The organism is Dysosmobacter sp. (assembly GCF_034093755.1).
In the GTDB taxonomy this organism is placed as follows: Bacteria; Bacillota; Clostridia; order Oscillospirales; family Oscillospiraceae; genus Oscillibacter.
On record NZ_JAXEBZ010000077.1, the window covers coordinates 10,800 to 33,932 of the forward strand.

The window sequence follows — 23,133 nt, forward strand, 5'->3', positions numbered from 1 at the left end:
GGGCCGGGGCTTTCGGTCAGCCTGCCTGTCTGCCGGTGTAGAGCTGATAGTACCGCCCCTGCTGGGCGATCAGCTCGTCATGGGTGCCCCGCTCGATGATGCGGCCCTGCTCCAGCACCATGATGCAGTCGGCGTTGCGGACGGTGGACAGCCGGTGGGCGATGACGAAGGTGGTGCGGCCGTACATCAGCCCGTCCATGCCCTGCTGCACCAGCGCCTCGGTACGGGTGTCGATGGAGGAGGTGGCCTCGTCCAGAATCAGCACCGGCGGGTCCGCCACCGCCGCCCGGGCGATGGCGATGAGCTGGCGCTGGCCCTGGGACAGATTGGCGCCGTCGCCGGTGAGCATGGTGTTGTAGCCCTCCGGCAGGCGGGAGATGAAGCCGTGGGCGTTGGCCAGCTGGGCCGCCGCCACACACTCCTCGTCGGTGGCGTCCAGGCGGCCGTAGCGGATGTTTTCCAGCACCGTGCCAGTAAAGAGGTGGGTGTCCTGAAGCACGATGCCCAGGGACCGCCGCAGGTCCGCTTTGCGGATGGTGTTGATGTTGATGCCGTCATAGCGGATCTTGCCGTCCTGGATATCGTAGAACCGGTTGATGAGGTTGGTGATGGTGGTCTTTCCGGCGCCGGTGGAGCCGACGAAGGCGATTTTCTGCCCCGGCCGGCCGTAGAGTTTGATATCGTGGAGGACGATCTTCTCCGGCAGGTAACCGAAGTCCACGTCGTCGAACACGATGTCGCCCCGGACCTCCGTATAGGCGAAGGTGCCGTCGCCCCGGGGCTGCTTCCAGGCCCAGGTGCCGGTGCGCTCCGCCGCCTCCGTCAGGTTCCCCGAGCGGTCATATCCGGCGTTCACCAGCGTCACGGTTCCCTCGTCCTGCTCCGGCTCCTCGTCCAGCAGGGCGAACACCCGCTGGGCGCCGGCCAGGGCCATGATGACGCTGTTGGCCTGCTGGCTCATCTGGCTGAAGGGCTGGGAGAAGCTCTTGTTCAACGTCAGGAAGGACACGATGGTGCCCAGGTCCACGCCGCCCACGCCGGTTACGGCCATGGCGGCTCCCGCCACGGCGCACAGAGCGTAGCTGCAGTTGCCCAGCTGGGCCGCCAGGGGCATCATCATGTTGGCGAACTTGTTGGCGTTGTTGGCGCTGCGGCGCAGGTTCTCGTTGAGCTTCAGGAATTCCTCCACGCTCTCCTCCTCGTGGCAGAACACCTTCACCACCTTCTGGCCGGCCATCATCTCCTCGATGTAGCCGTTGAGGCGGCCCAGGTTCTCCTGCTGCTCCACGAAGTACCGGCCGGAGCGGGCCACCAGCTGCTTGCTGAGGGCCATGGTCAGCGCCACCATGGCGCAGCTGAGCACCGTCAGGGGCACGCTGAGGAGCATCATGCTGGTAAACACGCTGACGATGGTGATGACGCTGTTCACCAGCTGGGGCATGGACTGGGAGATCACCTGACGCAGGGTGTCGATGTCGTTGGTGTAGACGCTCATGATGTCGCCGTGGGCGTGGCGGTCAAAGTAGGCCACCGGCAGCCGCTCCATGTGGGCGAACACCTGGGTCCGCAGGTCCAGCATGGCGCTCTGGGCCACGGTGACCATGATGCGGTTGTAGGCGTAGGCGCACAGGATGCCGGCGGCGTAGATGCAGCCTACCCGGAGCAGCGCCGCCGCCAGGCCGGCGAAGTCGCCGGTGCCGGTCATGGCCATGGGCTTCACAAAGTCATTTACCAGGGTTTTGAGGAACAGCGCCCCCTGCACCGTGGCCAGGGCGCTGCCGGCGATGCACACCAGCACCACCAGGCAGTGGAGCTTATACTTCCGCAGCACCACGGCAAACAGCCGCCTGAGCACCTTGCCCGGGTTTTTGACCTTGGGCCGGGGTCCCATGCCCCGAGGGCCGTGGGGACCTCTGGAGCCTCTGGCCGCGCCGGAGGTGTATTTCGTCTCCGCCATCAGTCCTCACCTCCGTTTCCGTCAAAATCTCCGCCGCCCCGGGTCTGGCCCTCATAGACCTCCCGGTAGATGGCGTTGCTCTTCAGCAGCTCATCGTGGGTGCCAAAGCCGCTGACCCGGCCCTCGTCCAGCACCAGGATGCGGTCGGCGTCCCGGACGCTGTCGACGCGCTGGGCGATGATGAATTTCGTGGTATCCGGAATCTCCTCCCGGAAGGCCCGCCGGATGCGGGCATCGGTGGCGGTGTCCACCGCCGAGGTGGAATCGTCCAGAATCAGGATCTTCGGCTTTTTCAGCAGCGCCCGGGCAATGCACAGCCGCTGCTTCTGGCCGCCGGAGACATTGGCGCCGCCCTGGTCGATGCGGGTGTTGTACCCGTCAGGCAGGCGGTTGATGAACTCGTCGGCGCAGGCCAGGCGGCAGGCCCGCCGGCACTCCTCGTCGCTGGCCTCCGGATCACCCCAGCGGAGGTTTTCGTAGATGGTGCCGGAGAACAGCACGTTCTTCTGCAGCACCACCGACACCTGGGAGCGCAGCACGTCCAGATCGTAGGTCCGCACGTCCTTGCCCCCCACCCGGACGGTGCCCTCCGTCACGTCATACAGCCGGGAAATGAGATTCACCAGGCTGGATTTGGCGCTGCCGGTGCCGCCGATGATGCCGATGGTCTCGCCGGAGCGGATGTGGAGGTCAATGTTCTGCAGCACGGGGCGGCCGCTGCCGGACTGGTAGGCAAAGCTGACGTTTTCAAAGTCCACGCTGCCGTCCCGCACCGCGGTGTCGGCGTCCTCCGGGGAGGTCAGGTCGCTCTCCTGGTTCAGCACCTCGGCGATGCGCCGGGCGCTGGCGGCGGACATGGTCAGCATCACGAAGATCATGGACAGCATCATCAGGCTCATGAGGATGTTCATGACGTAGGACAGCATCTGGTTCATCTGGCCGATGGTGAGGCTTCCGGCGGAGATCATGTGGGCGCCGAACCAGCTGATGGCCAGGTTGCAGCCGTACACCGCCGTCATCATGGCCGGCATGTTGACGATCAGCCGGGATTCCGCCGTCACCGACAACCGGCAGACGTTGCCCGCCGCCCGGCGGAACTTCTCCTCCTCCCGGTCCTCCCGGACGAAGCTCTTCACCACCCGGATGGCGGACACGTTCTCCTGCACGCTGGCGTTCAGGTCATCGTACTTCCGGAACACCTGGCGGAACAGCCTGTGGGTGGGAATCATGATGGCCGCCAGCACCAGCCCCAGAAACACCATGGCCACCAGGAACACCAGGCTCAGCCGGGGGCTGACCCGCACCGCCATCACCACGGCGCACAGCATGGTCACCGGCGCCCGGACGCACATCCGCAGAATCATCTGGAAGGCGTTCTGCACGTTGGTGACGTCGGTGGTGAGGCGGGTCACCAGGCCCGCGGTGCTGTAGCGGTCAATGTTGGAAAAGCTGAAGGTCTGGATGTTGCGGAACATGCCGGCGCGCAGGTTTGCGGCCAGTCCGGTGGACGCCGTGGCGGCAAACCGGCCCGCCAGCACGCCGCAGGTCAGGGCCATGGCCGCCAGCACCGCCATCAGTCCGCCGTACAGAAAGACATTCCGCATGTTTCCCGCCTCGATGCCCCGGTCAATGATGGCGGACATCACCAGCGGGATCATGGTCTCCAGCACCGCCTCCAGCGCCGTCAGCAGCGGTGCCGCGGCGGCCTCCCGGCGGTAGGCGCCCACCCGCGCCCAAAGGGTTCTGATCATAGGGGTTTCTCCTTTCCGGTCCGGGTCAGCCGCCAGGCGGCCTCGGCGTTGTTCTCCACTTTCTGCAGCAGGCGGATCAGCGTCTCCCGTTCCTCCGCCGTCATGCCCTGAGTCACACAGCTCTCCAGCCGGCTCAGCCCCTGCCGGATCTGCTCCATGTGGGCCAGGGCCTTGTCCGTCAGCTCCAGCCGCTTCAGCCGGGCGTCTCCCGCCACGGCGGACCGGCGGATCAGTCCGCCCCGCTCCATGGCCGTCAGCAGCTTGGACGCGGTGGCCCGGCTGATGGAGAACTCCGCCTCCACGTCCCGCTGGTACAGCGCCCGGTCCCGGTTGTGGTACAGAAAGCCCACAATGTGGCTCTGCACCGGCGTCACATCCCGCCGTACCTCCGCCGGAATGGACGCTTCCGCCAGACGGGTGGTTTTGTTGGCCGCAATTTTCAGCTGATGGGCCACGGCCATCCGTTTTTCCATAAGTCCGCCTCCTTGTTTGCTTTGAAACTGTTTGCAAGCAAACATTATAGTCCTGTGCACGGGAATGTCAATGAAAATTCTGTGAACATTCCGCGGACGGCAAAACAGAGCGCCGCTCAGGCTGTCGAAAAAGTCCTCTGGACTTTTTCGACAGCCTTCACAATGCCTCGCTTTTTTGCCTGCTGCGCAGTCCAAAAAGCTGCCGCTGCGCGGCGCAAACGCCTGCTATACAGGCTTTTTGCAGGCATCCGATTCCACACGAGGGGGCTCCCGCCCCCTCATACTCCCCCTGCGAAACGAAACTCTTTTCCTCCAAGAGGAGTTTTTTGGGACAAGCCGAAACAGCGCGCCGCTTCCGGAAGGCAGCGGCGCGCTGTTTGCTTTTCTTACCAGGCGGCCACGGTGCCGTCGCAGCGGGGCTCCGTACCCCCCACCAGCGCTCCGTTTTCCGTCCGCCAGATGATCTGGCCCCGGCCCATGGTCAGGTTGGAGTTCATCACCTCCACCTCGTGGCCCATGGCCGAGAGCTTCTGTCCGATGTGGGCCGACACCTCCCGCTCCAGCTGGACGTGCTTGCCGCCCACCCACTGGAACCGGGGGGCGTCCAGGCACTCCTGGGGGTTCATGTGGTAGTCGATGGTGTTCACCGCCACCAGCACGTGGCCCTGGGGCTGCATGAAGGCGCCCATGACGCCGAAGGGCCCCACCGCCTCCCCGTCTTTGAGCATGAAGCCGGGGATGATGGTGTGGTAGGCCTTCTTGCCCCCTGCCAGGCAGTTGGCGCTGTCCGGGTTCAGGGAGAAGTTGGCGCCCCGGTTCTGCAGGGAGATGCCGGTGCCGGGGATGGCCACGCCGGCGCCGAAGGTGGTGTAGTTGCTCTGGATGAAGGACACCATGTTGCCCTCCGGGTCGGCGGTGCACAGGTAGATGGTGCCGCCGCAGGAGGGGTCGCCCGGCTCCGGCGTCAACGCCCGGTCCGTGATCAGGGCACGGCGGCGGGCGGCGTACTCCTCCGACAGCATGTCCTCCACCTTCACCCGCATGTACCGGGGGTCTGCCACGTAGGTCTGGGTGTCGGCGAAGGCCAGCTTGATGGCCTCGATGATCTTGTGGTACGTCTCCGGGTCCTCCTTGTCCGCCGGCAGCTCCAGCCCCTTCAGGATGTTCAGTGCCATGAGGACGGTGATGCCGTGGCCGTTGGGCGGGATCTCGCAGACGGTATAGCCCTTATAGTCGGCGGTGATGGGCTCCACCCACTCCGGGTGGTAGTTCCGGAAGTCCTCCTCGCTGAAATAGCCGCCGGTGGCGCGGCTGAAGGCCACGATCTTCTCCATCAGCGCTCCCCGGTAGTAGCTCTCGCAGTTGGTGGCGGCCAGCTCCTCCAGGGTGTCGGCGTAGGCCTCCCAGCGGAACAGCTCTCCCGTGCGGTAGGGGGTGCCGTCGGGCTTCATGAAGGACTTCCACCAGTATTCGTGGGGCGCCGGGTTCTGCGCCATGGCGGCGGCGATGCGTCTGGAGTCGTTGACCCACTGCTTCTCCACGTTCACCGGCACGGGATAGCCCTCCCGGGCGTAGTCCACCGCCGGGGCGAACAGCTCCGCCAGGGGCTTCGTGCCGAAGCGGTCATGGATGGCGGCCCAGCCGGCAGGGGCGCCGGGGACCATGGTGGGCAGCCAGCCCGCCTTGGGGATGGCGGTGAGGCCCTTCTCCCGGAACACGTCCAGAGACAGCGCCGCGGGGGCCACGCCGCTGGCGTTGAGGCCGTAGAGCTTCTTCTCCCGCTCCACCCAGATGAGGGCGAAGCAGTCGGAGCCCAGGCCATTGCCGGTGGGCTCCAGCAGCGGCATGGCGGCGGCCATGGCCACGGCGGCGTCCATGGCGTTTCCGCCCCGCTTCATCACGTCCAGGCCGATCTGAGCGCCCAGGGGCACGGAGGTGCAGGCCATGGCATGGCGGGCGTAGACCACGTTCCGGCGGGAGGGATAGGTGTACTTCTGGGGGTCAAATGAAAACATGACGGGTTTCTCCTTTCGTTGGTTCTTCCACAGGATTCCGTATATTATTTAATAGGTGTATTTTACCAGACTCTCCGCCGTTTGAAAAGAGGAAACGTGAAAAGCCCCCCGGCACAGGCCGGGGGGCACCGGGAATCCGGGAAAGGCGGTCAGCCGCCGGCCGGCAAGGCGTTCTTCTTGTGGAACACCAGCTTCTGGGCCAGCAGAATCACCGCGAAGCAGGCAATGCCCACCACGTCGGTCATGAGGCTGCTGTTGATCAGCAGGAAGGCGCCCACGCCGGCAATCAGCCGCAGCGCGGCGTTCATTCTGCCCATCAGGTAGCCCTCCACGGCGGCGGCGATCAGCACCACGCCGATGCAGGCGGTGATGACCACCCGGGTGCCGCTGAGGAGCGTCACGTTCTCCAGCAGCAGCTGCGGGCTGTAGACAAACATGAAGGGGACGATGAAGCCCGCCAAGGCCAGCCGCACCGACTGCCAGCCGGTTTTCATGGGGCTGCCGCCGGAGAGGCCCGCCGCCGCGAAGGAGGCCAGGGCCACGGGGGGCGTCAGGTTGGCGAACATGGCGAAGTAGAAGCAGAACATGTGGGCCGCGATCTCCGGCTGACCCAGCTCCACCAGGGCGGGCGCCGCGATGGTGGCGGTGATGAGGTAGGAGGGGATGGAGGGCAGGCCCATGCCCAGGATCATGCAGGTGACCATGGTGAACAGCAGGGTCAGGAACAGGCTCTGCTGGCCGATGCTGATGATGGTGTGAGCCACGTTCAGGGCGAAGCCGGTGAGGCCGCAGACGCCCACGATGATGCCCACGCAGGCGCAGGCCACAGCCACGGAGACGGTGGACTTGGCGCCGGCCACCAGGGCGTCGCAGATGTCCTTCAGGTTCATGCGGCTGATGGGGCGCAGCTCCGCCACCACCACGGTGACCACGATGGTCCAGAAGGCGCTGAAGATGACGGTCTTGCCGCTCCAGATCAGCATGTACAGCAGGAAGGCGATGGGAATCAGCAGGTGGCCCCGCTCCTTCATCACCTGGCTCACCCGGGGCAGCTGCTCCTTGGGGATGCCGTTCAGGTTGTCCTTGGTGGCCCGCATCTGCACCTGGATGATGATGCCCAGGTAGTAGATCAGGGCGGGAACCACGGCGGCCTTGATGATGACGCCGTACTGCACGCCCAGGGTCTCCGCCATGACGAAGGCGGCGGCGCCCATGATGGGGGGCAGCAGCTGGCCGCCCACGGAGGCGGTGGCTTCCACGGCGCCGGCGAACTCCTTGGAGTAGCCGGTCTTTTTCATCAGGGGGATGGTAAAGGTGCCGGTGGTGACCACGTTGGCCACGGCGGAGCCGTTGATGGACCCCAGGAAGCCGGAGGCCAGCACCGCCACCTTGGCGGGGCCGCCCTTGGTGTGGCCGGCCAGGGCGTTGGCGATGTCATTGAAGAACTGGCCCATGCCGCACTTGTTCATGACCTCGCCGAAGATGATGAACAGCACAATGTAGGTGGCCGCCACCTTGATGGACGTGCCGTAAATGCCGTAGATATCGGTGGTCAGGTAGGTGACGATGCGGTGCCAGGTGTAGCCCCGGTGCATGAACACGCCGGGGAAGCTGCGGCCGAACACGCAGTACACCAGGAAGATGACGGACAGAATGGGCAGCGCCGGACCGCTGAGGCGGCGGGCGCACTCCAGCACCAGCAGGATCAGGATGGTGCCCATGATGATGTCGATGGTCTCCCCCTGGAAGCCGGTGGAGATGAAGGTGGGATAGCGCAGGAACACATAGAAGGGCATGACGGCGGACAGGACCATGAAGATCCAGTCATACCAGACGATCTTCTTCCGGCTGGACTTCTTGAAGGCGGGATACAGGGCGAAGCCCAGCAGCAGGATCAGGCCCACGTGGATGGCATGGTGCTTGATGTTCACCATCTGCAGCAGCCGGATGCCGGAGGCGTAGGCCAGGTGGTACACGGAGAACAGCAGGCACAGGACATAGATGACCTTTTTCATTGCGCCGCTGTCAAAGACGCGGGTGCGGGATTCCTTTTCGTATTTTTCCATGATCTCGGCGCCCTTGGCGGCGTCCACCGGCGCGGAATCGACGGCGCCCGCCGTAGTTTTCTTCTTGTCAGACATCAGGAAAGATACCCCCTTTTCATGATGATTTCTCCCCGGATCCTGCTGGCGTCAGGCAGGGACCGGAAGTCAAAGACCTCTTCCCCGTTGAGGGCGAGACCCTTCATATATTTCGCGGAGGTGATCCAGCTGAACCGCGGAAACAGGCTGTTGATCTCCTCCATCCACACAAGGCCGCCCTCCACCCGGGTGGGAACGTCCATTTCGGCGGGGATGCCGGCGCCATAGCCCGCCACGGCGATGGCGTCCAGGTTGAATTGCAGATCGTCGGTGACGGTGTAGAACTCAAACCAGGGGATGTGCTCGAAGGAGTGCTCGATCTCCAGGCGCAGCCGGTCGCCGGAGCGGATGTCCGTTTCAAACACCACCTGATGCCGGTCACGGTCATAGAGCTGAAACACCGTTCCCCGGGGAGCCAGAAGGCCCCACCAGAAAAAGGCGGCTGCCGCCGCCAGGAAAGCCAGCGCCTGCAGGGCATGGCGTTTTTCCGCTGTTTTCATTCGCAGTCTCCGGATGATGAGGGGCGGTGCGTGCGGACGCTCCGCCCGCACCGCCCCGTGGAAAGCTCAGAGGTGAGCCGGGCAGTGATTACTTGATGTAGCCGTTATCCTTCCAGAAGGCCTCGGCGCCGGGGTGCAGGGGCAGCTGGATGTCGTCCACGCCGAAGGTGATGTCGATGTTCTTGTCGGCGGCGTTGTGGGAGGCCTTGATGGTACCGATGTTGGCGAAGATGCCCTCCAGCATGTCATAGACCATGGCGTCGGACAGGCCCTCGCGGACCAGCATGATGTTGTACACGAAAACGCCTTCCACGTCCTCGGTGTTGTTGTAGGTGTTGGCGGGAATGACGGACTTGGCGTAGTAGGGATACTCGCTGACCAGCTTGTCGCGGCCGGCGCCGTCAATGGGGACGATGACCATGTCATACTGCACGCCCAGGTCCATCACCGTGGCGTTGGGCAGGCCGGAGGTGACGAACACGGCGTCGCACTGGCCGTTCTTCATGTTGTCGATGGCCTCGCCGTAAGCCAGGTAGTCGGGGGTGATGTCGTTATAGGTAATGCCGTAGGCATCCAGGATCATGCGGGCGTTGATCTCCACGCCGGAGTTGGCGGCGCCCACACCCACGCGCTTGCCCTTCAGGTCCTCCACGGACTTGATGCCGGTGTCGGCGGTGGTGACCAGCTGCACGTAGTTGGGCCACAGGCGCATCAGGGCCTTCAGGCCGGCAGCGGGCTCCTTGCCCTCATAGGCGCCGGTGGCGGTGTAGGCCTGCATGACGGCGTCCTGCATGGCGATGGCGATCTCGCAGTCGCCGTTGAGGATGTTCTGGATGTTCTGGCCGGTGGCGTTGGTGGCCTCGGCGGAGGTCTGGTAGCCGTACTCCTTCAGAGCGGTGGCGAAGGCGCCGCCGATGGGGAAGTAGATGCCGGAGGTGGGGCCGGTGCCCACGGTGATGAACTCCTTGGCGCGCTCGGCGTCGGTGAGACCCTTGGTCTCAGCCTGGCCGGCGGAGGCGGCTGCGGAGGACGCGGCAGACGCGGCGGGAGCGGCGCTGGGGGCGGAGCTGCTTCCGCTGCTGCCGCAGGCAGCCAGAGAAGCGGTCATGCAAAGGGCCAGTGCAAGGGCAACGATCTTCTTCATAGTTCTCTTCTCTCCTTTTTTTGTTTTCCCGACGGAATCCGACGGGAAAGGGTCAGAATCTGTTCAGTTTTTCCCTTTGGCGTTCATCATATTGAAAAATTTTGTCACCGTCAACAAAATGGGGGTGTACGGTAGCCGCTGGCGGGAGAACGGTTAAATTTTTAACGTCAACGGTTCATCCCGCTGAAATTTTTCCATTTTATCCCATTGAAACGCCGGAAAACTGATGGTAAACTATGACGCGTGGAAAAATTTTGCTGTAAAAAGCCATTGCGGCCGACGCCTTCCCCCTGTTTTTCCACCGGTTTACGAAAGACGAGGTTGCAAAACATGCAGAACAACCTGTTTATCTATCTGCTGCTGAACATCAGCCTTTTGCTGCTGGTGGCGTCCGTTCTGACGGAGCTGCGGCCCCTGCGGCAGATGCTGAAGGCCCACGGCCGCTCCCGGGCCGCCCAGTTCTCCCTGGGGCTGATCTTCGGACTGCTGTCCATCTGCTGCACCTACACGGGCCTGGAATACCAGGGAGCGGTAGTCAACACCCGGGTCATCAGCACGGTGGCGGCGGGCCTGGTGGGCGGGCCGCTGTCCGGCGTCATGGCGGGCCTCATCAGCGGCGTCCACCGCTACTTCTATCACCCCGGCAGCTTCACCGCCCTGGCCTGCGGAGTGGGTACCTTCACCTTCGGCCTCATCGGCGCCGCGTACTCCCGCTGGTTTTCCCACCACCGCCGCAGCAGCGCGGCCCTGGTGGGCATTGTGGTCTTTGCCGAGGGCGTTCAGGCCCTGCTGATTCTGGTGCTGGCCAAGCCCTTCGCCGCCGCAGTGGCGCTGGAAAAGGCCATTCTGATCCCGAAGATTCTGGTGAACTCCGTGGGGCTGGTGGTGTTCATGCGCACGCTGGACCGGCTGAACCGGAATCTCAGCATTGAAATGGTAGAGCAGCAGGCCCTGGCATTGCTGGTGGCCCAGAAGTGCCTGCCCTATCTGCGGGAGGGCCTGGGAAACCGCCAGGCGCTGCAGCAGGCGGCGGACACGGTCCACTCCATGCTGCCGGACTTTCAGGTGGCCATTACTAACCGTGATACGGTGCTGGCCGCCAGCGGCGCCGCCGTCACCACCCTCCCCGCCCCCGCCCGGCAGGCGCTGGAGCAGGGGACGCTGACCATGCTGCCGGACTATCCCGGCGAGGCAGGCAACTCCATTCCCGCCGGCAGCGCCCTCATCGCCGCGCCGCTGGTGTGGAACGAGGCCACCGTGGGCACCCTGATTCTCATCATCCCGGCGGGACAGAGCCTGATGCTGGAGGCCCACGGCCGCACCGCCGAGAGCCTGGCCCAGCTGTTCTCCTCCATGCTGGAACTGGGGGAGTTCCAGCACCAGATCAACCTGCGCCAGCAGGCGGAGTTCCGGGCGCTGCAGTCCCAGATCAACCCCCATTTCCTGTTCAACGCCCTGAACACCATTTCCGCCCTGTGCCTCACCGACCCTGACCGGGCCCGGGAGACCATACTGGTGCTGGCCAACTATTTCCGCCAGACCCTGTCCATCAACGAGCCGTTTGTGACGCTGCAGCAGGAGCTGTCCAACGTGGACAACTATCTGCTGCTGACGGAGGCCCGGTTTGAAGACGCCATCCACGTGACCCGGGAGCTGCCCGCCGACCTGACCCGGCTGAAGCTGCCGCCCCTGATCCTCCAGCCCATTGTGGAAAACGCCGTCCGCCACGGCGGCACGGCGGTGGACGACCGGCGGGTGGCCATCCGCATCCGCCAGGACGCGGAGCGGGCCTACATCAGCGTGACGGACCAGGGCCACGGCTTCCCGGAGCAGGTGCTGCAGAAGCTGCAGGACCCCGACGATCCCACCTACACCGGCCTGTTCAACGTCCGTAAGCGGCTGCGCAGCATTTACGGCAGCCAGTGCGACTTCCGGATTGACAGCTCGGAGAGCGGCTCCACCGTGTCCTTTTCCATCCCGCTGACGCCGCCGCGGGAAACGCTTGCCCTGTAAAAGGAGGAATCCGCCGTGCGTATCGCGGTCATTGACGATGAAAAATACTCCCGGGTGGAGCTGATCCACCAGATCCGGGAGTACCTGCCCCAGGCAGTGGTGGAGGAGGCCGGCAACGGCGCCCAGGCCATGCAGCTGCTGGAGCGGTCCACCTTTGACATTCTGTTTATCGACATCCACCTGGGGGACATGGAGGGCACCACCGTGGCGTCCCTGGCCCGGCGGCTGATGCCCGCCGCCAAGATCATCTTCGCCACCGCCTACTCGGAGTACGCCGTCCAGGCCTTCGAGATGCAGGTGGATGACTACATCCTCAAGCCCTTCGACCCCGCCCGCATCCGCCAGGTGCTGGACCGGTGCCTGCCCGGCGAGGCGGCAGCCCCCGCGGTGACCGCCGGGCGGCTGGCCATCAGCAGCAACCGCCACACCACGCTGCTGGACGTGGGGGACGTGACCTACATCGAGACGGACGGCTCCGGCCGGGGCTGCATCCTCCACACCCTGTCCGGCGAGGAGTACGCCGACAACGCCTCCATGTCCGAGTACGAAAACCGCCTGGCCAGCCAGGGCTTCTACCGCATTCACAAAACCTGCCTCGTGCAGCTGAAATACATCCAGGACATCTTCCCCTGGAACAACAGCAGCTTCGCCCTGCGGGTCCGCAATTCCTCCACGGTGCTGCCCATCGGCCGGGACCGGATCAAGGAGCTGCGCCGCCGGCTGGAGATCTGATCAGGGCGCAAAACGCCCCCGTGACTCGCGTCACGGGGGCGTTAAAATGTTCAGCTGTCAGTCGCCGCTGCGCATGGCCCGGTACCGCTTCACCGCGTCCCGGTAGCTGGTCAGCACCGCCCGGCGGGAGGAGCCGCCGTAGCACTGCTTCAGGGTGTTCTCCAGCCAGTCCTCCAGCTCAAAGATGTTCTCCCCCACAAACAGCCGCCGGAGGTAGGACTCCGTCAGCTCCAGGGTGTGGGTGCAGTTGAAGGCCACAATCTCGTCGGTGGCGCTGTCCACCTCCAGAGCCAGGTAAAACGAGCCGTAAATCCGGGTGATGGCGTTGTCCGCGTTGGTGCGGGACTCGCCGATGACAAAATAGGTGGCGGGCTGACTGTTCTTTCTCATGCGACATTGCTCCTTCCCAAACTCCGCGTGCCGTTGGGGCCTGTTTGCTTCAGTATGAAACATCCAGGAGGAATTGTCAAGAACTGGAATTCCTGATTTTGTCTATATTGCACAGTTATTTTCGGAAATCTCAATAAAAAACATAGAAAAGCACCGGGTCCTCTTGACGGGCGGCCGGTTTTTTACTATGCTAAATGAGGAAAGAGGCCCCGTCCGGGGTCTGAATATGGCTGCTTTATCCGGCGTGGTACAGTACCCTGTACCAAAGAGAGGATGAAATCCAGCAGAGGACGCGAGCATATCGCGTTTCCTCTGCTGGTCTTTTTTATGGATGAAGGAACGGAGGGCTGCGTATGACTTTGAAAGAGGCGGTAAGCGCCCGGCAGGAGGAGCTGCTGCGGAGCTTGCAGGAGAGCATCCGGATTCCCAGCGCGGAGGGGCCCGCCGAAGAGGGCGCCCCCTACGGCCGGGAGGTCCGCCGGTGTCTGGACCACGCCCTGGCCACGGCGGAGGCGCTGGGCCTGACCTGCGGCCGGATGGACCAGCAGGTGGGCTGGTGCGAGTACGGAGACGGAGAAGAGATGGTGGCCGTGGTGGGCCATCTGGACGTGGTCCCCGCCGGGGAGGGCTGGACCTTCGACCCCTTCGGCGGCGAGATCCGGGACGGAAAGGTGTTCGGCCGTGGTGCCATGGACGACAAGGGCCCCACGGTGGCGGCCATGTACGCCCTGGCGGCCCTGCGGGACACCGGATTGCCCCTTCGGCGGCGGATCCGGCTGCTGCTGGGCACCAATGAGGAGACCGGCAGCCAGGACATGAAATACTACCGCGCCCACGGCGGCGAGCTGCCGGTGCTGGGCTTCACCCCCGACGGGGAGTACCCCGTCATCAACGGCGAGAAGGGCATCATCAACGCCACCTTCCGGAAAACCTACTGCCAGACCGGCCCGGTGCGGCTGACGCGCCTCACCGGCGGCTCAGCCCCCAACGTAACCCCCGCCTCCGCCGCCGCGGAGATCGCCTGCCCGCCGGAAACGGCGGCGGAGATCGCCGCCCGGTCCGCGGAAAAGGTCCGCTGCACCGCGACGGACACCGGCGTGCTGGTAGAGGCCCTGGGCGTCAGCGCCCACGGCAGCACCCCGGAGCTGGGGGAGAACGCCATCGGCCGGCTGATGGCGTTCCTGAAGGGCGTTCCCCTGTCCGGCGGGGCTGCGGAGGCCGTGGCCTTTCTGGCGGACCGGCTGGGCATGGAGACCGACGGCGCCTCCCTGGGCATCGCCCTGGAGGACGATGTGTCCGGCAAACTGACGCTGAACTGGGGCACGGCGGAGGCGGACGAGGGCGCCCTGTCGCTGTGCATCAACTACCGCTACCCCGTCACCAAACGGTTTGAGGACTGCGCCCCCCAACTGGAGGCGGCCTTCCGGGAGGCCGGCTTCACCCTGGAGAAGCAGGTTCACAAGCCCAGCCTGTACGTGCCGGAGGACAGCGAGCTGGTGCAGACGCTGCTGGCGGTCTACGCCCGGGAGACGGGCCTGCCCGCCCGGCCTCTGAGCATCGGCGGCGGCACCTACGCCAAGGCCCTGCCCAACGTGGTGGCCTTCGGCCCCATCTTCCCCGGCGATGAGGTGCGGGAGCACAAGCCCGACGAGTTCATCGAAGTGGAGAAGCTGATGAAAAACGCCCAGATCATCGCCGAGGCGATGTACCAACTGGCAAAGTAAGAGAAGGAGGAGAGGCAGCATGAAAATCACAGAAGTCCGGCTGGGGAAGATTTCGGTCCCCCTGCGGGTGCCCTTCAAGACCGCCCTGCGCACCGTCAACAGCGTGGAGGACGTGATTGTGGAGCTCCGGACGGACACCGGCGCGGTGGGCTACGGCGAGGCGCCCCCCACCGGAGCCATCACCGGCGACACCACCGGCGCCATCATCGGCGCCATCCAGGACCACATCGGCAAGAGCATCCTGGGCCGGGAGGTGGATGACTTCGAGGACCTGCTCCAGACGGTGCAGAAGTGCGTGGTGAAGAACACCAGCGCCAAGGCCGCCGTGGACATGGCATTGTGGGACCTGTACGGCCAGCTGTACAGCATTCCCGTCTACAAGCTGATGGGCGGCGCCCGGAAGTCCATCGTCACCGACATCACCATCAGCGTCAACGACCCGGAGGAGATGGCCCGGGACGCCGTCAACGCCATTGAGCGGGGCTATGACTGCCTGAAGGTGAAGGTGGGCGCCAACCCGGCGCTGGACGTGGCCCGGCTGGCCGCCGTCCGGCAGGCGGTGGGCAGCAGCGTGTGCATCCGCATTGACGCCAACCAGGCCTGGGAGCCCAAGCAGGCCGTCCGCATCCTCAACCGGATGCAGGAGCAGGGCCTGGCCATTGAGTTCGTGGAGCAGCCGGTGAAGGCCCATGACTTCGAGGGCATGAAGTACGTCACCGAGCGCAGCTACGTCCCCGTGCTGGCGGACGAGAGCGTGTTCAGCCCCGAGGACGCCCTGAAGATCATGCAGATGGGCGCCGCCGACCTGGTGAACATCAAGCTGATGAAGTGCGGCGGACTGTACAACGCCCTGAAAATCGCCTCCGCCGCCGAGGTCTACGGCGTGGAGTGCATGATCGGCTGCATGCTGGAGGCCAAAATCTCCGTCAATGCGGCGGTGGAGCTGGCCTGCGCCAAAAAGATCATCACCAAAATCGACCTGGACGGCCCCGTGCTGTGCAGCGAGGACCCCATTCTGGGCGGCGCGGTGTTCAACGAGAAGGAGATCACCGTCTCCGACGAGCCGGGCCTGGGCATCAAGGGCTTTGAACCGGGCCGGCTGACCTATCTGTAATCCGTCCCCACCGGAAAAGCGCGTCGGGCGGAACGGGCGGGAGGAGACACCCCTCCGCCGCGGTGCTTTTTAAATATGATTGAGAAAGGGAGAAAACTATGGTTATCACAAACGGCTTTACTTACATCGCGTTCCTGATGTTCATTGCCGGCGGCCTTCTGTTCCTGGAGAAAAAGACCAAGTGGAAGGTCTTCGGCGTGGTGCCGCCCCTGGTGTGGATTTACGTGCTGAACATGATCTTCTGCACCATGGGCCTGTACAACTCCGACGGCGTGTCCGCCGCCTACGGCTCCGTGAAGAACAACATCCTGTACGCCATGATCTTCGTCATGCTGCTGCGCTGCGACTTCCGCAAGCTGGGCAAGCTGGGTCCCCGGATGATCGCCATCTTCCTGGGCAGCGCCGCCACCCTGGCCATCGGCTTCGTGGTGCTGTATCCCGCCTTCAAGGGCGCCCTGGGCGGCGGCGAGACCACCTGGGCCGCCACTGCCGCGCTGTACGCCTCCTGGGTGGGCGGCTCCGCCAACATGGCCGCCATGCAGGACGCCCTGCCGGTGGACGCCGGCGCCTACAGCTGCGCCCTGGCCCTGGACACCGTGTGCTATTCCCTGTGGATTGCCCTGCTGCTGCTGGCTGTCCGCTACGCTGACAAGTGGAACAAGGCCGTGAAGGCCAACACCGACGGTCTGGACGCCATCGCCGAGGCCGCCAACGCCGAGGTGGCCAAGGAGAAGGCCCACAAGGCCACCGCCAGCGACTGGATCTTCCTCATCGGCCTGTCCCTCATGGTCTCCGCCATCTTCCAGTGGCTGGGCGCCAACGCCAACGCCGGCCTGAAGGCCGCGGGCCTGGGCATGTTCGACAAGGGCACCTGCACCACCGTGTTCATCACCATCTTCGGCCTGATCTGCGCCATGACTCCCCTGGGCAAGCTGCCCGCCGTGGAGGAGCTGTCTCAGGTCTACCTGTACGCCGTGGTTTCCCTGCTGGCCTCCACCGCCACCGTCTCCGACCTGCTGAGCGCCCCCATGTGGGTGGTCTACGGCCTGCTGATTCTGGTGGTCCACGTGGTGCTGATGTTCATCCTGTGCAAGCTGTTCCACTGGGACATCTGCATGTGCTCCACCGCGTCGGTGGCCTGCATCGGCGGCTCCGCCTCCGCGCCCATCATCTCCACCGCCTACGACCCCTCCTTCGCCGGCATCGGCGTTCTGATGGGCGTGCTGGGCGCGGCCATCGGCAACTTCTGCGGTCTGGGCATGGGCGCCATTCTGCAAATGCTGGCCTGACGCCGCTGAATCTGCCGGAATCCTGTCCAACTGTGGTATGCCCCGCCCGAAAGGGCGGGGCATACCTGTCAACAAGAAGGGATGCATATGGGAATCAACGACAATTTCCGCTATCTGCACATGGGTCTGCCGGAGGACGTGCTGCGCCGGAAGTACCACGGCGACTTCCCCGGCGCCATCGCCGCCATTGACCGGCACCTGCAGTCCCCCCACACGCCGGAAGCCCTGCGAAAATGCCTGACGGCGGAGCGGGAGATTCTCCGCCGCCTGCCGCTGGACTATCCCCTCACCCGGCAGCAGGCCCTGGACCTGGCCCGGGAGAAAATCCCGGACTTTTCCGGCGAAGAATTCGACACCCTGGAGCGGGACCGCCGCATCGACTGGATTTACATCGACGGCGTGCCCCACTACTTTGACCGCTGGTTCGACAGCCTGTGCAAAACCGACGCCGCCATCGCCCGCCGGGCGGGGGTGCTCCCCACCGGGGCCGACGGCCATGACTCCAGCGGCATGCTGGAGGACACCCTCCGGAGCATGCGGGAGAAGGGCAGCGTGTCCCTCCGCATCCGCTGCCGGGCCAGCGTGCAGCTGAAGCCGGAGACCTTCCGCCCGGGGGAGCGGGTGCGGGCCTACCTGCCCCTGCCCTGCGCCTGCGGCGCCCAGAGCGACATCCGCATTGAGTCCGTCTCCCCCGCTCCCGCTCACATCTCCCCGGAGACGGCGCCCCAGCGGGTGGTGTTCTGGGAGGAGGTGCTGACGGAGAACCACCCCTTCACCGTGGAGTTCTCCTACACCCGCACCGCCCGGTACACGGTCCTGTCCCACCCCCTGCCGGCGGCGGAGCGGCCCGCCTTTGACACGGAGGAGCAGCCCTCCCACGTGCTGTTCACCCCCTGCATCCGGGAGCTGGCCCGGCATCTGACGGAGGGGGTGGAGGAGCCGCTGGAAAAGGCCCGGCGATTCTATGACTACATTACCCTGAACGTTCAGTACTCCTTCGTGCGGGCCTACTTCGGCCTGGAGTCCATTCCGGAGACCTGCGCCCGGAACCTGCGGGGAGACTGCGGCATGATGGCCCTGCTGTTTATCACCCTGTGCCGCTGCGCCGGCATTCCCGCCCGGTGGGAGAGCGGCTGGAAGGCGGAGCCGGGGTTCTGCGGCGCCCATGACTGGGCCCAGTTCTACGCCGCCCCCTACGGCTGGCTGTACGCCGACCCCTCCTTCGGCTGCGGTGCCGCCCGGGAGGGCAACGAGGCCCGGCGGCGGCACTACTTCGGCAATCTGGACCCCTTCCGCATGGCCGCCAACACCCGCTTTGAGGGGGACTTCGACGTGCCCAAGGACCACTGGCGGGCGGACCCCTACGACAACCAGGTGGGGGAGATGGAGCTGCCGGACCGGGGTCTGCAGTACAACGAATTTCTCCGCAGCAAGGAAGTCCTGGAATGCACGGAACTTTAAAAGGCAAAGCTCCCTCCGCCCTGCGGAGGGAGCTTTGTTCATGAGGGTTCTTCGTTCCGTACAGGGAGCGCGCCGCCGGACTCAGCGCCCGCTGCGGACATACCGCAGAAAAAACGCTGCCGTCATCACCAGGCACACACCCTCCGACAGCGCCGTGGCAAACCACAGCGCCTCGCCGCCGATGACGAAGGCCGTCACCGCCAGCGACAACAGCAGCAGCACGCACCCCCGGCCCAGGGAGATGGGCAGGGCGAACCGGGGCCGGTCCACGGCGGTGAAATAGCCGCCGGCCAGCACATTCCACCCCAGCAGCAGGAAGGACACGCCGAACTTCCGCAGCGCCCCGATGGTATACAGGTACAGCGGGGAGGACTCCTCCAGGAACAGTCCCACGATGGCCGGCGCCAGAAGCTGGACCGCGGCGGTGAGCGTCACGGAAAAGGCCAGAATGGCCGCCGCCCCGTACCGCAGGAAGGTATGGCACACCTGCCGCTCCCCGGCGCCGTAGTGGAAGCTCACCAGGGGCTGGATGCCCTGAGCCGTGCCGGACATAGTCATCAGCACCAGGGTGTTCACGTAGCCGATGATGGTGTAGCTGGCCACCTTGTCCGGCCCCAGAACCCGGATAATGGTCAGGTTGAACACGAAAATCACCAGGGCGTTGGAAAGCTCCGTCAGTCCGTCGGACAGCCCCAGGGGAATGCTGCGGCGATAGATGGACAGGTCCCAGCCGAACCACCCGAACTCCAGCCGCTTCCGGCGGAACAGGAAATACACCACAAACACCGCCGTGCTGGTGACCTGGGCCAGTCCCGTGGCCAGGGCCGCCCCCCGGACTCCCCAGTGCAGGCGCATGACAAACAGATAGTCCAGCGCCATGTTCATCAGCCCGCAGCAGATGATGCCCGCCGTGCTGACGCGGGGAGCGCCGTCGGCCTTCACCTGCAGCTCCAGGTTGTAGGAGACGGCGAAGAAGATGGCGAAGGGCGCGATGACGCCCACGTACTGCTTCACGTATTCCAGTGTATCGGCGCCGCCGCCCAGGAACCGGGCCACCGGCTCCAGCGCCAGCAGCGTCACCGCCGTCACGCTGAGGCAGACAATGCTGACCACTACCAGATTCTGGTTGAAATAGCGGCAGGCCGTCTCCCGCTCCCCCCGACCCAGGGCCATGGAGATCAGGGCGGAGGTGCCGGCGGCAAACAGCAGCCCCAGGGAGAACAGGGCGTTCACATAGGGCAGCGACAGGTTCACGGCGGCCAGGGCATGCTCCCCCACCCCGGCGGCCACAAACACGCCGTCCACCATGGTGTACAGGGAGTAAATCCACATGGAGATGATGGACGGGACCACAAACTGAATGAATTTTCTGCGCAGAGACATGTTGGTTTTCCTCCGATCACCGCCGGAAGTCCGGGAAGGGGCCGCCCGGGCTTGACTGCCGGCTTCCCACAGTGTAAACTATCGTATAATACGAGAGTCAATAGGGGGAGGACAACTTTATGGGTTCCTATTTCCGCATTGCGGAGCTGGCGAAGCTGTACGGGCTCAACAGCGACACCCTGCGCTACTACGAGGAGCAGGGGCTGATTCATCCCCGGCGGGGGGCCAACGGCTACCGGGAGTACTCGGTGGATGACCTGTGTGACCTGAACATCATCCGGTCCCTGCGGGAGCTGGGGGTGGGGATGGAGGAGATCCGGCAGTATTTCTGCGCCCCCCGCACCGTGGCGGGCACCGACGCCATGCTGGCCGGTCAGGAGGAGATGCTCCACCGGAAAATGGCCGCCCTCCAAAAGCGGCTGACAGCCGTTCAGCAGCGCCGGCAGCGGCTGCGCCAGGCCATGGACCGGCCCGCCGGCCGGGTGCTGCGGCTGGAGCTGCCGGAGCGGCCGTGTCTCTTTCTGCGGGAGAAGGCCATTCCGGAGCCGAAGGTGGACTATCTGCTGCGCAAGCTCCAGAAGGAGCGCCGGAGTCTCCTGAAGGAGCTGGGCAACCGGCGGATGGGCGCCGTCATGGAGCCGGCGGTCCTGTGGGACGACCGTCTGGAGCTGCTGTACAGCGGGGTCTTCTTCCTGTGCGAGGAGGGGGAGCAGGCCGACGGCGCCTTCCCGGCGGGGACCTACCTCTCCCTGATCCACGCCGGGCCCTACGCCGACATCCGGCAGAGCTACCGGCGGCTGTACGCCCTGGCGGAGGCGGAGGGCTTCCGCCCGCTGGACACGCCGCTGGAGCTTTACTTGTCCGACATCCATGACACCGCCCGGGAGGCGGAATTCCGCACGGAGCTGCAACTGCGGGTGGTCCGGCAGGCGGATGGGAAAAAATAGGGCTTTTCAAGCCGCACAAAATATGGTAAATTAGTTCATAATTATACAGATCGTATAACTCCGCCGGAAAGGGCGGAACACCACCGGATGGAGGGATGGCAGTGTCAGACTATCGGGTAACGCTTCTGGGGACCCCCGGCGTCTATCAGGACGGAGAGCTGGTCCGCTTTCCCTACCGGAAGGCGGAAGGCATTCTCTACTATCTCTGCGTGGAGAAGAACGCCAGCCGGGACGAGCTGGTGTCCTTTTTCTGGGGCTCCTGCGACGAGGAGTCCGGCCGGAAGAATCTGCGCCAGGCCCTGTTTCAGATCCGCCGCTGCCTGGGGGAGGACATCATCATCCTCCAGGGCCGGAATGACCTGAAGCTGAATCAGCGGTGCGGCGTGCGGACGGACTGGGACGCGCCGGACCCGGAATTTGCCCTGTCCCGGGAGCGGTTTCTGGATTTCTTCTATCTGAAGGACTGCCCGGAGTTTGACGCCTGGGTGGAGCAAAAGCGGGAGCTGCAGATCTCCCGCAGCCTGTCCTACATCGAAAACCAGCTGAAAGACCCCGCCGTCTGCCGGGACACCGCCCGGCTGCAGCAGCTCACCGGCATCTGGCAGTTCTGGCGGCCCTGGGACGAGGAGATGGTCCTCGCCGGCATGAAGTGTTTTGCCCAGGCGGAGAAGTACGACCTGGGGCTCCAGCTGTATCAGGAGTACGCCAAGCGCCTTCAGGACGATCTGGCCGAAACCCCCTCCCACGCGGTGGAGCTGCTGTACCGGACGCTGCTCCACCGGAAGAAGGTGGCATCGCTCCGCAGGCCCGGCACCCGGGACAGCTTCTTCGGCCGCCGGGCGGAGCTGCAGTTCATCGACGAGCGGCTCTTCTGGTTTCTGAACGAGGAGTCCACCGTCTCCGTGGTCATCGGCGGCGAGGTGGGCGTGGGCAAAACCGCGCTGATGCAGCAGATTTTCGAGATGAACTGCGACTCCGGGGTGCTGCAGCTGTCCTCCCACTGCTACAGCGTGGAGGAGGAGTTTCCCCTGAAGGCCTGGCGGGACCTGTTCGTCCAGCTGGAAAACCTGTGCGCCGCCGGAACCGTCCGGCTGTCCGAGGGCAGCCTGAGTCTGCTGCCGGTGCTGCTCTCCGGCCGGATCACCGGGGAGGACGGCGACGACGGCCGGACCTCCGCCGCGCTGATCGACGGCGTGCTGCGGCTGTTCAAGGAGCTGGTGAGCCGGCGGAAGATCATTCTGTATTTTGACAGTCTCCAGTGGATGGACCCGGTCAGCCGGCAGCTTCTGCAGCGGATCATGATTGAGTTCGGCAATGACCAGGTGTTTCTCATTGCCACCTGCCGCACCGATGAGCAAAAGCAAATCCGCGGCCTGCTGCTGGCGCTGCAGGAGCGGAATCTCATCACCACGCTGACCCTCTCTCCCTTCACGGAGGAGGAGACCGCCGCCATCATCCGGGAGGTGCTGCAGGACCCGGCCGCCGGCGGCGCCGACGCCCACCAGCTGTATCTCCGCACGGAGGGCAATCCCCTGGTGCTGATGGAGACTCTCAACGTCATCCGCCAGGAGGGGTGGAAAAAAGACTGCCCCCTGCCCCGCATCGACCTGCTGATTCAGCTGCGGCTGGACCGGCTCACCCCTCAGCAGCGGCGGGTTCTGGACGCCCTGTCCATCCACTTTGAGCACGCCAACTTGGAGGACCTGGAGATTCTGACGGGGCTTCCGCCCATGGAGCTGATCGAGCTGCTGGATCAGCTGCTGACCGCCGGGTTCATTGCGGAGCAGCCCTGGGGCAGCGGCATCGTCTACAAGTTCAGGCACCAGTTCTACAAGGACTATGTGCACCAGAACCTGTCCATGGGCAAGCGGCAGCTGTGGCACCGCGCTGTGGCGGAATTCTACGACACGCAGAAAACCGGCGACCGCTGGCGCATTCTGCTGCCCTATACCATCCGTCACTATGAATACGGCGGCAACCCCGAGCGGACGGAGGCTCTGCGGAATCTTCAGGGAGAGCGGCCGCTGTAAGGCCCGATTCCCCGCCGCGAAAAAATACCGTCCTTCGATTTTCGGCTCACAGATTTTTCCGTTAAAAAT

Annotated in this window: 17 protein-coding genes; 8 read left to right on the forward strand and 9 right to left on the reverse strand. The window is 64.6% G+C overall.

What is annotated here, in order from left to right; genetic code table 11:
- Positions 1-16 precede the first annotated feature (16 nt).
- The 7 genes from SOX55_RS10210 to SOX55_RS10240 form a co-directional block, all read right to left on the reverse strand.
- Positions 17-1,957, reverse strand: coding sequence for an ABC transporter ATP-binding protein (locus tag SOX55_RS10210; RefSeq protein ID WP_325287349.1), 1,941 nt, complete (start codon positions 1,955-1,957; stop codon positions 17-19).
- Positions 1,957-3,708 carry an ABC transporter ATP-binding protein gene (locus tag SOX55_RS10215; RefSeq protein ID WP_325287350.1) on the reverse strand — a complete coding sequence of 584 codons (1,752 nt, stop codon included), beginning with the start codon at positions 3,706-3,708 and terminating at the stop codon, positions 1,957-1,959. The genes SOX55_RS10210 and SOX55_RS10215 overlap by 1 nt, the downstream gene beginning before the upstream one ends.
- Positions 3,705-4,181 (reverse strand): MarR family winged helix-turn-helix transcriptional regulator, encoded by a 477-nt coding sequence (locus SOX55_RS10220; RefSeq protein ID WP_325287351.1) that lies wholly within the window; start codon positions 4,179-4,181, stop codon positions 3,705-3,707. The genes SOX55_RS10215 and SOX55_RS10220 overlap by 4 nt, the downstream gene beginning before the upstream one ends.
- A 386-nt stretch (positions 4,182-4,567) precedes the next feature.
- Positions 4,568-6,196 (reverse strand): gamma-glutamyltransferase family protein, encoded by a 1,629-nt coding sequence (locus SOX55_RS10225; protein WP_325287352.1) that lies wholly within the window; start codon positions 6,194-6,196, stop codon positions 4,568-4,570.
- A gap of 149 nt (positions 6,197-6,345) precedes the next feature.
- Positions 6,346-8,337: a TRAP transporter permease gene (locus SOX55_RS10230; RefSeq protein ID WP_325287353.1), complete on the reverse strand. Its 1,992-nt coding sequence runs from the start codon at positions 8,335-8,337 to the stop codon at positions 6,346-6,348.
- Positions 8,337-8,837 (reverse strand): DUF1850 domain-containing protein, encoded by a 501-nt coding sequence (locus SOX55_RS10235; protein ID WP_325287354.1) that lies wholly within the window; start codon positions 8,835-8,837, stop codon positions 8,337-8,339. The genes SOX55_RS10230 and SOX55_RS10235 overlap by 1 nt, the downstream gene beginning before the upstream one ends.
- A gap of 88 nt (positions 8,838-8,925) precedes the next feature.
- The gene (locus SOX55_RS10240) at positions 8,926-9,981 is read right to left on the reverse strand and encodes a TAXI family TRAP transporter solute-binding subunit (protein ID WP_325287355.1); all 1,056 of its coding nucleotides are present in this window, start codon (positions 9,979-9,981) and stop codon (positions 8,926-8,928) included.
- 330 nt (positions 9,982-10,311) lie between these two features.
- Between SOX55_RS10240 and SOX55_RS10245 the strand changes: the two genes are divergently transcribed.
- Positions 10,312-11,994: a LytS/YhcK type 5TM receptor domain-containing protein gene (locus SOX55_RS10245; RefSeq protein ID WP_325287356.1), complete on the forward strand. Its 1,683-nt coding sequence runs from the start codon at positions 10,312-10,314 to the stop codon at positions 11,992-11,994.
- 15 nt (positions 11,995-12,009) lie between these two features.
- Positions 12,010-12,726 (forward strand): LytR/AlgR family response regulator transcription factor, encoded by a 717-nt coding sequence (locus tag SOX55_RS10250; protein WP_325287357.1) that lies wholly within the window; start codon positions 12,010-12,012, stop codon positions 12,724-12,726.
- A 57-nt stretch (positions 12,727-12,783) separates the two neighbouring features.
- On the opposite strand, the gene SOX55_RS10255 is transcribed toward SOX55_RS10250, so the two are convergent.
- A complete protein-coding gene (locus tag SOX55_RS10255) occupies positions 12,784-13,116 on the reverse strand; it encodes a DUF3870 domain-containing protein (protein WP_325287358.1) in 333 nt (110 codons plus the stop codon).
- A 353-nt stretch (positions 13,117-13,469) separates the two neighbouring features.
- On the opposite strand from SOX55_RS10255, the gene pepV reads away from it, so the two are divergent.
- The 4 genes from pepV to SOX55_RS10275 all read left to right on the forward strand — a co-directional run bounded on the left by pepV (position 13,470) and on the right by SOX55_RS10275 (position 18,704).
- Positions 13,470-14,840: a dipeptidase PepV gene (pepV, locus tag SOX55_RS10260; RefSeq protein ID WP_325287359.1), complete on the forward strand. Its 1,371-nt coding sequence runs from the start codon at positions 13,470-13,472 to the stop codon at positions 14,838-14,840.
- A gap of 19 nt (positions 14,841-14,859) precedes the next feature.
- Positions 14,860-15,954, forward strand: coding sequence for a dipeptide epimerase (locus tag SOX55_RS10265; RefSeq protein ID WP_325287360.1), 1,095 nt, complete (start codon positions 14,860-14,862; stop codon positions 15,952-15,954).
- Positions 15,955-16,052: 98 nt separating this feature from the next.
- On the forward strand, positions 16,053-17,243 hold the full coding sequence (locus SOX55_RS10270; RefSeq protein WP_325287361.1) for a DUF819 family protein: 1,191 nt from the start codon (positions 16,053-16,055) through the stop codon (positions 17,241-17,243).
- 87 nt (positions 17,244-17,330) lie between these two features.
- Positions 17,331-18,704: a transglutaminase-like domain-containing protein gene (locus SOX55_RS10275; protein WP_325287362.1), complete on the forward strand. Its 1,374-nt coding sequence runs from the start codon at positions 17,331-17,333 to the stop codon at positions 18,702-18,704.
- An 81-nt stretch (positions 18,705-18,785) separates the two neighbouring features.
- Here the strand turns inward: SOX55_RS10275 and SOX55_RS10280 are convergent, their stop codons facing one another.
- Positions 18,786-20,087, reverse strand: a complete 1,302-nt coding sequence (locus SOX55_RS10280) for an MATE family efflux transporter (RefSeq protein ID WP_325287363.1) — start codon at positions 20,085-20,087, stop codon at positions 18,786-18,788.
- Between the two features lie 119 nt (positions 20,088-20,206).
- Here SOX55_RS10280 and SOX55_RS10285 point away from each other — a divergent pair, with 119 nt between their 5' ends.
- Complete coding sequence (locus tag SOX55_RS10285; RefSeq protein ID WP_325287364.1) at positions 20,207-21,034, forward strand: MerR family transcriptional regulator; 828 nt, start codon at positions 20,207-20,209, stop codon at positions 21,032-21,034.
- Positions 21,035-21,135: 101 nt separating this feature from the next.
- Entirely contained in the window at positions 21,136-23,064 is a 1,929-nt protein-coding gene (locus tag SOX55_RS10290) for an AAA family ATPase (protein ID WP_325287365.1), read from the forward strand.
- The last annotated feature ends 69 nt before the right edge of the window (positions 23,065-23,133 follow it).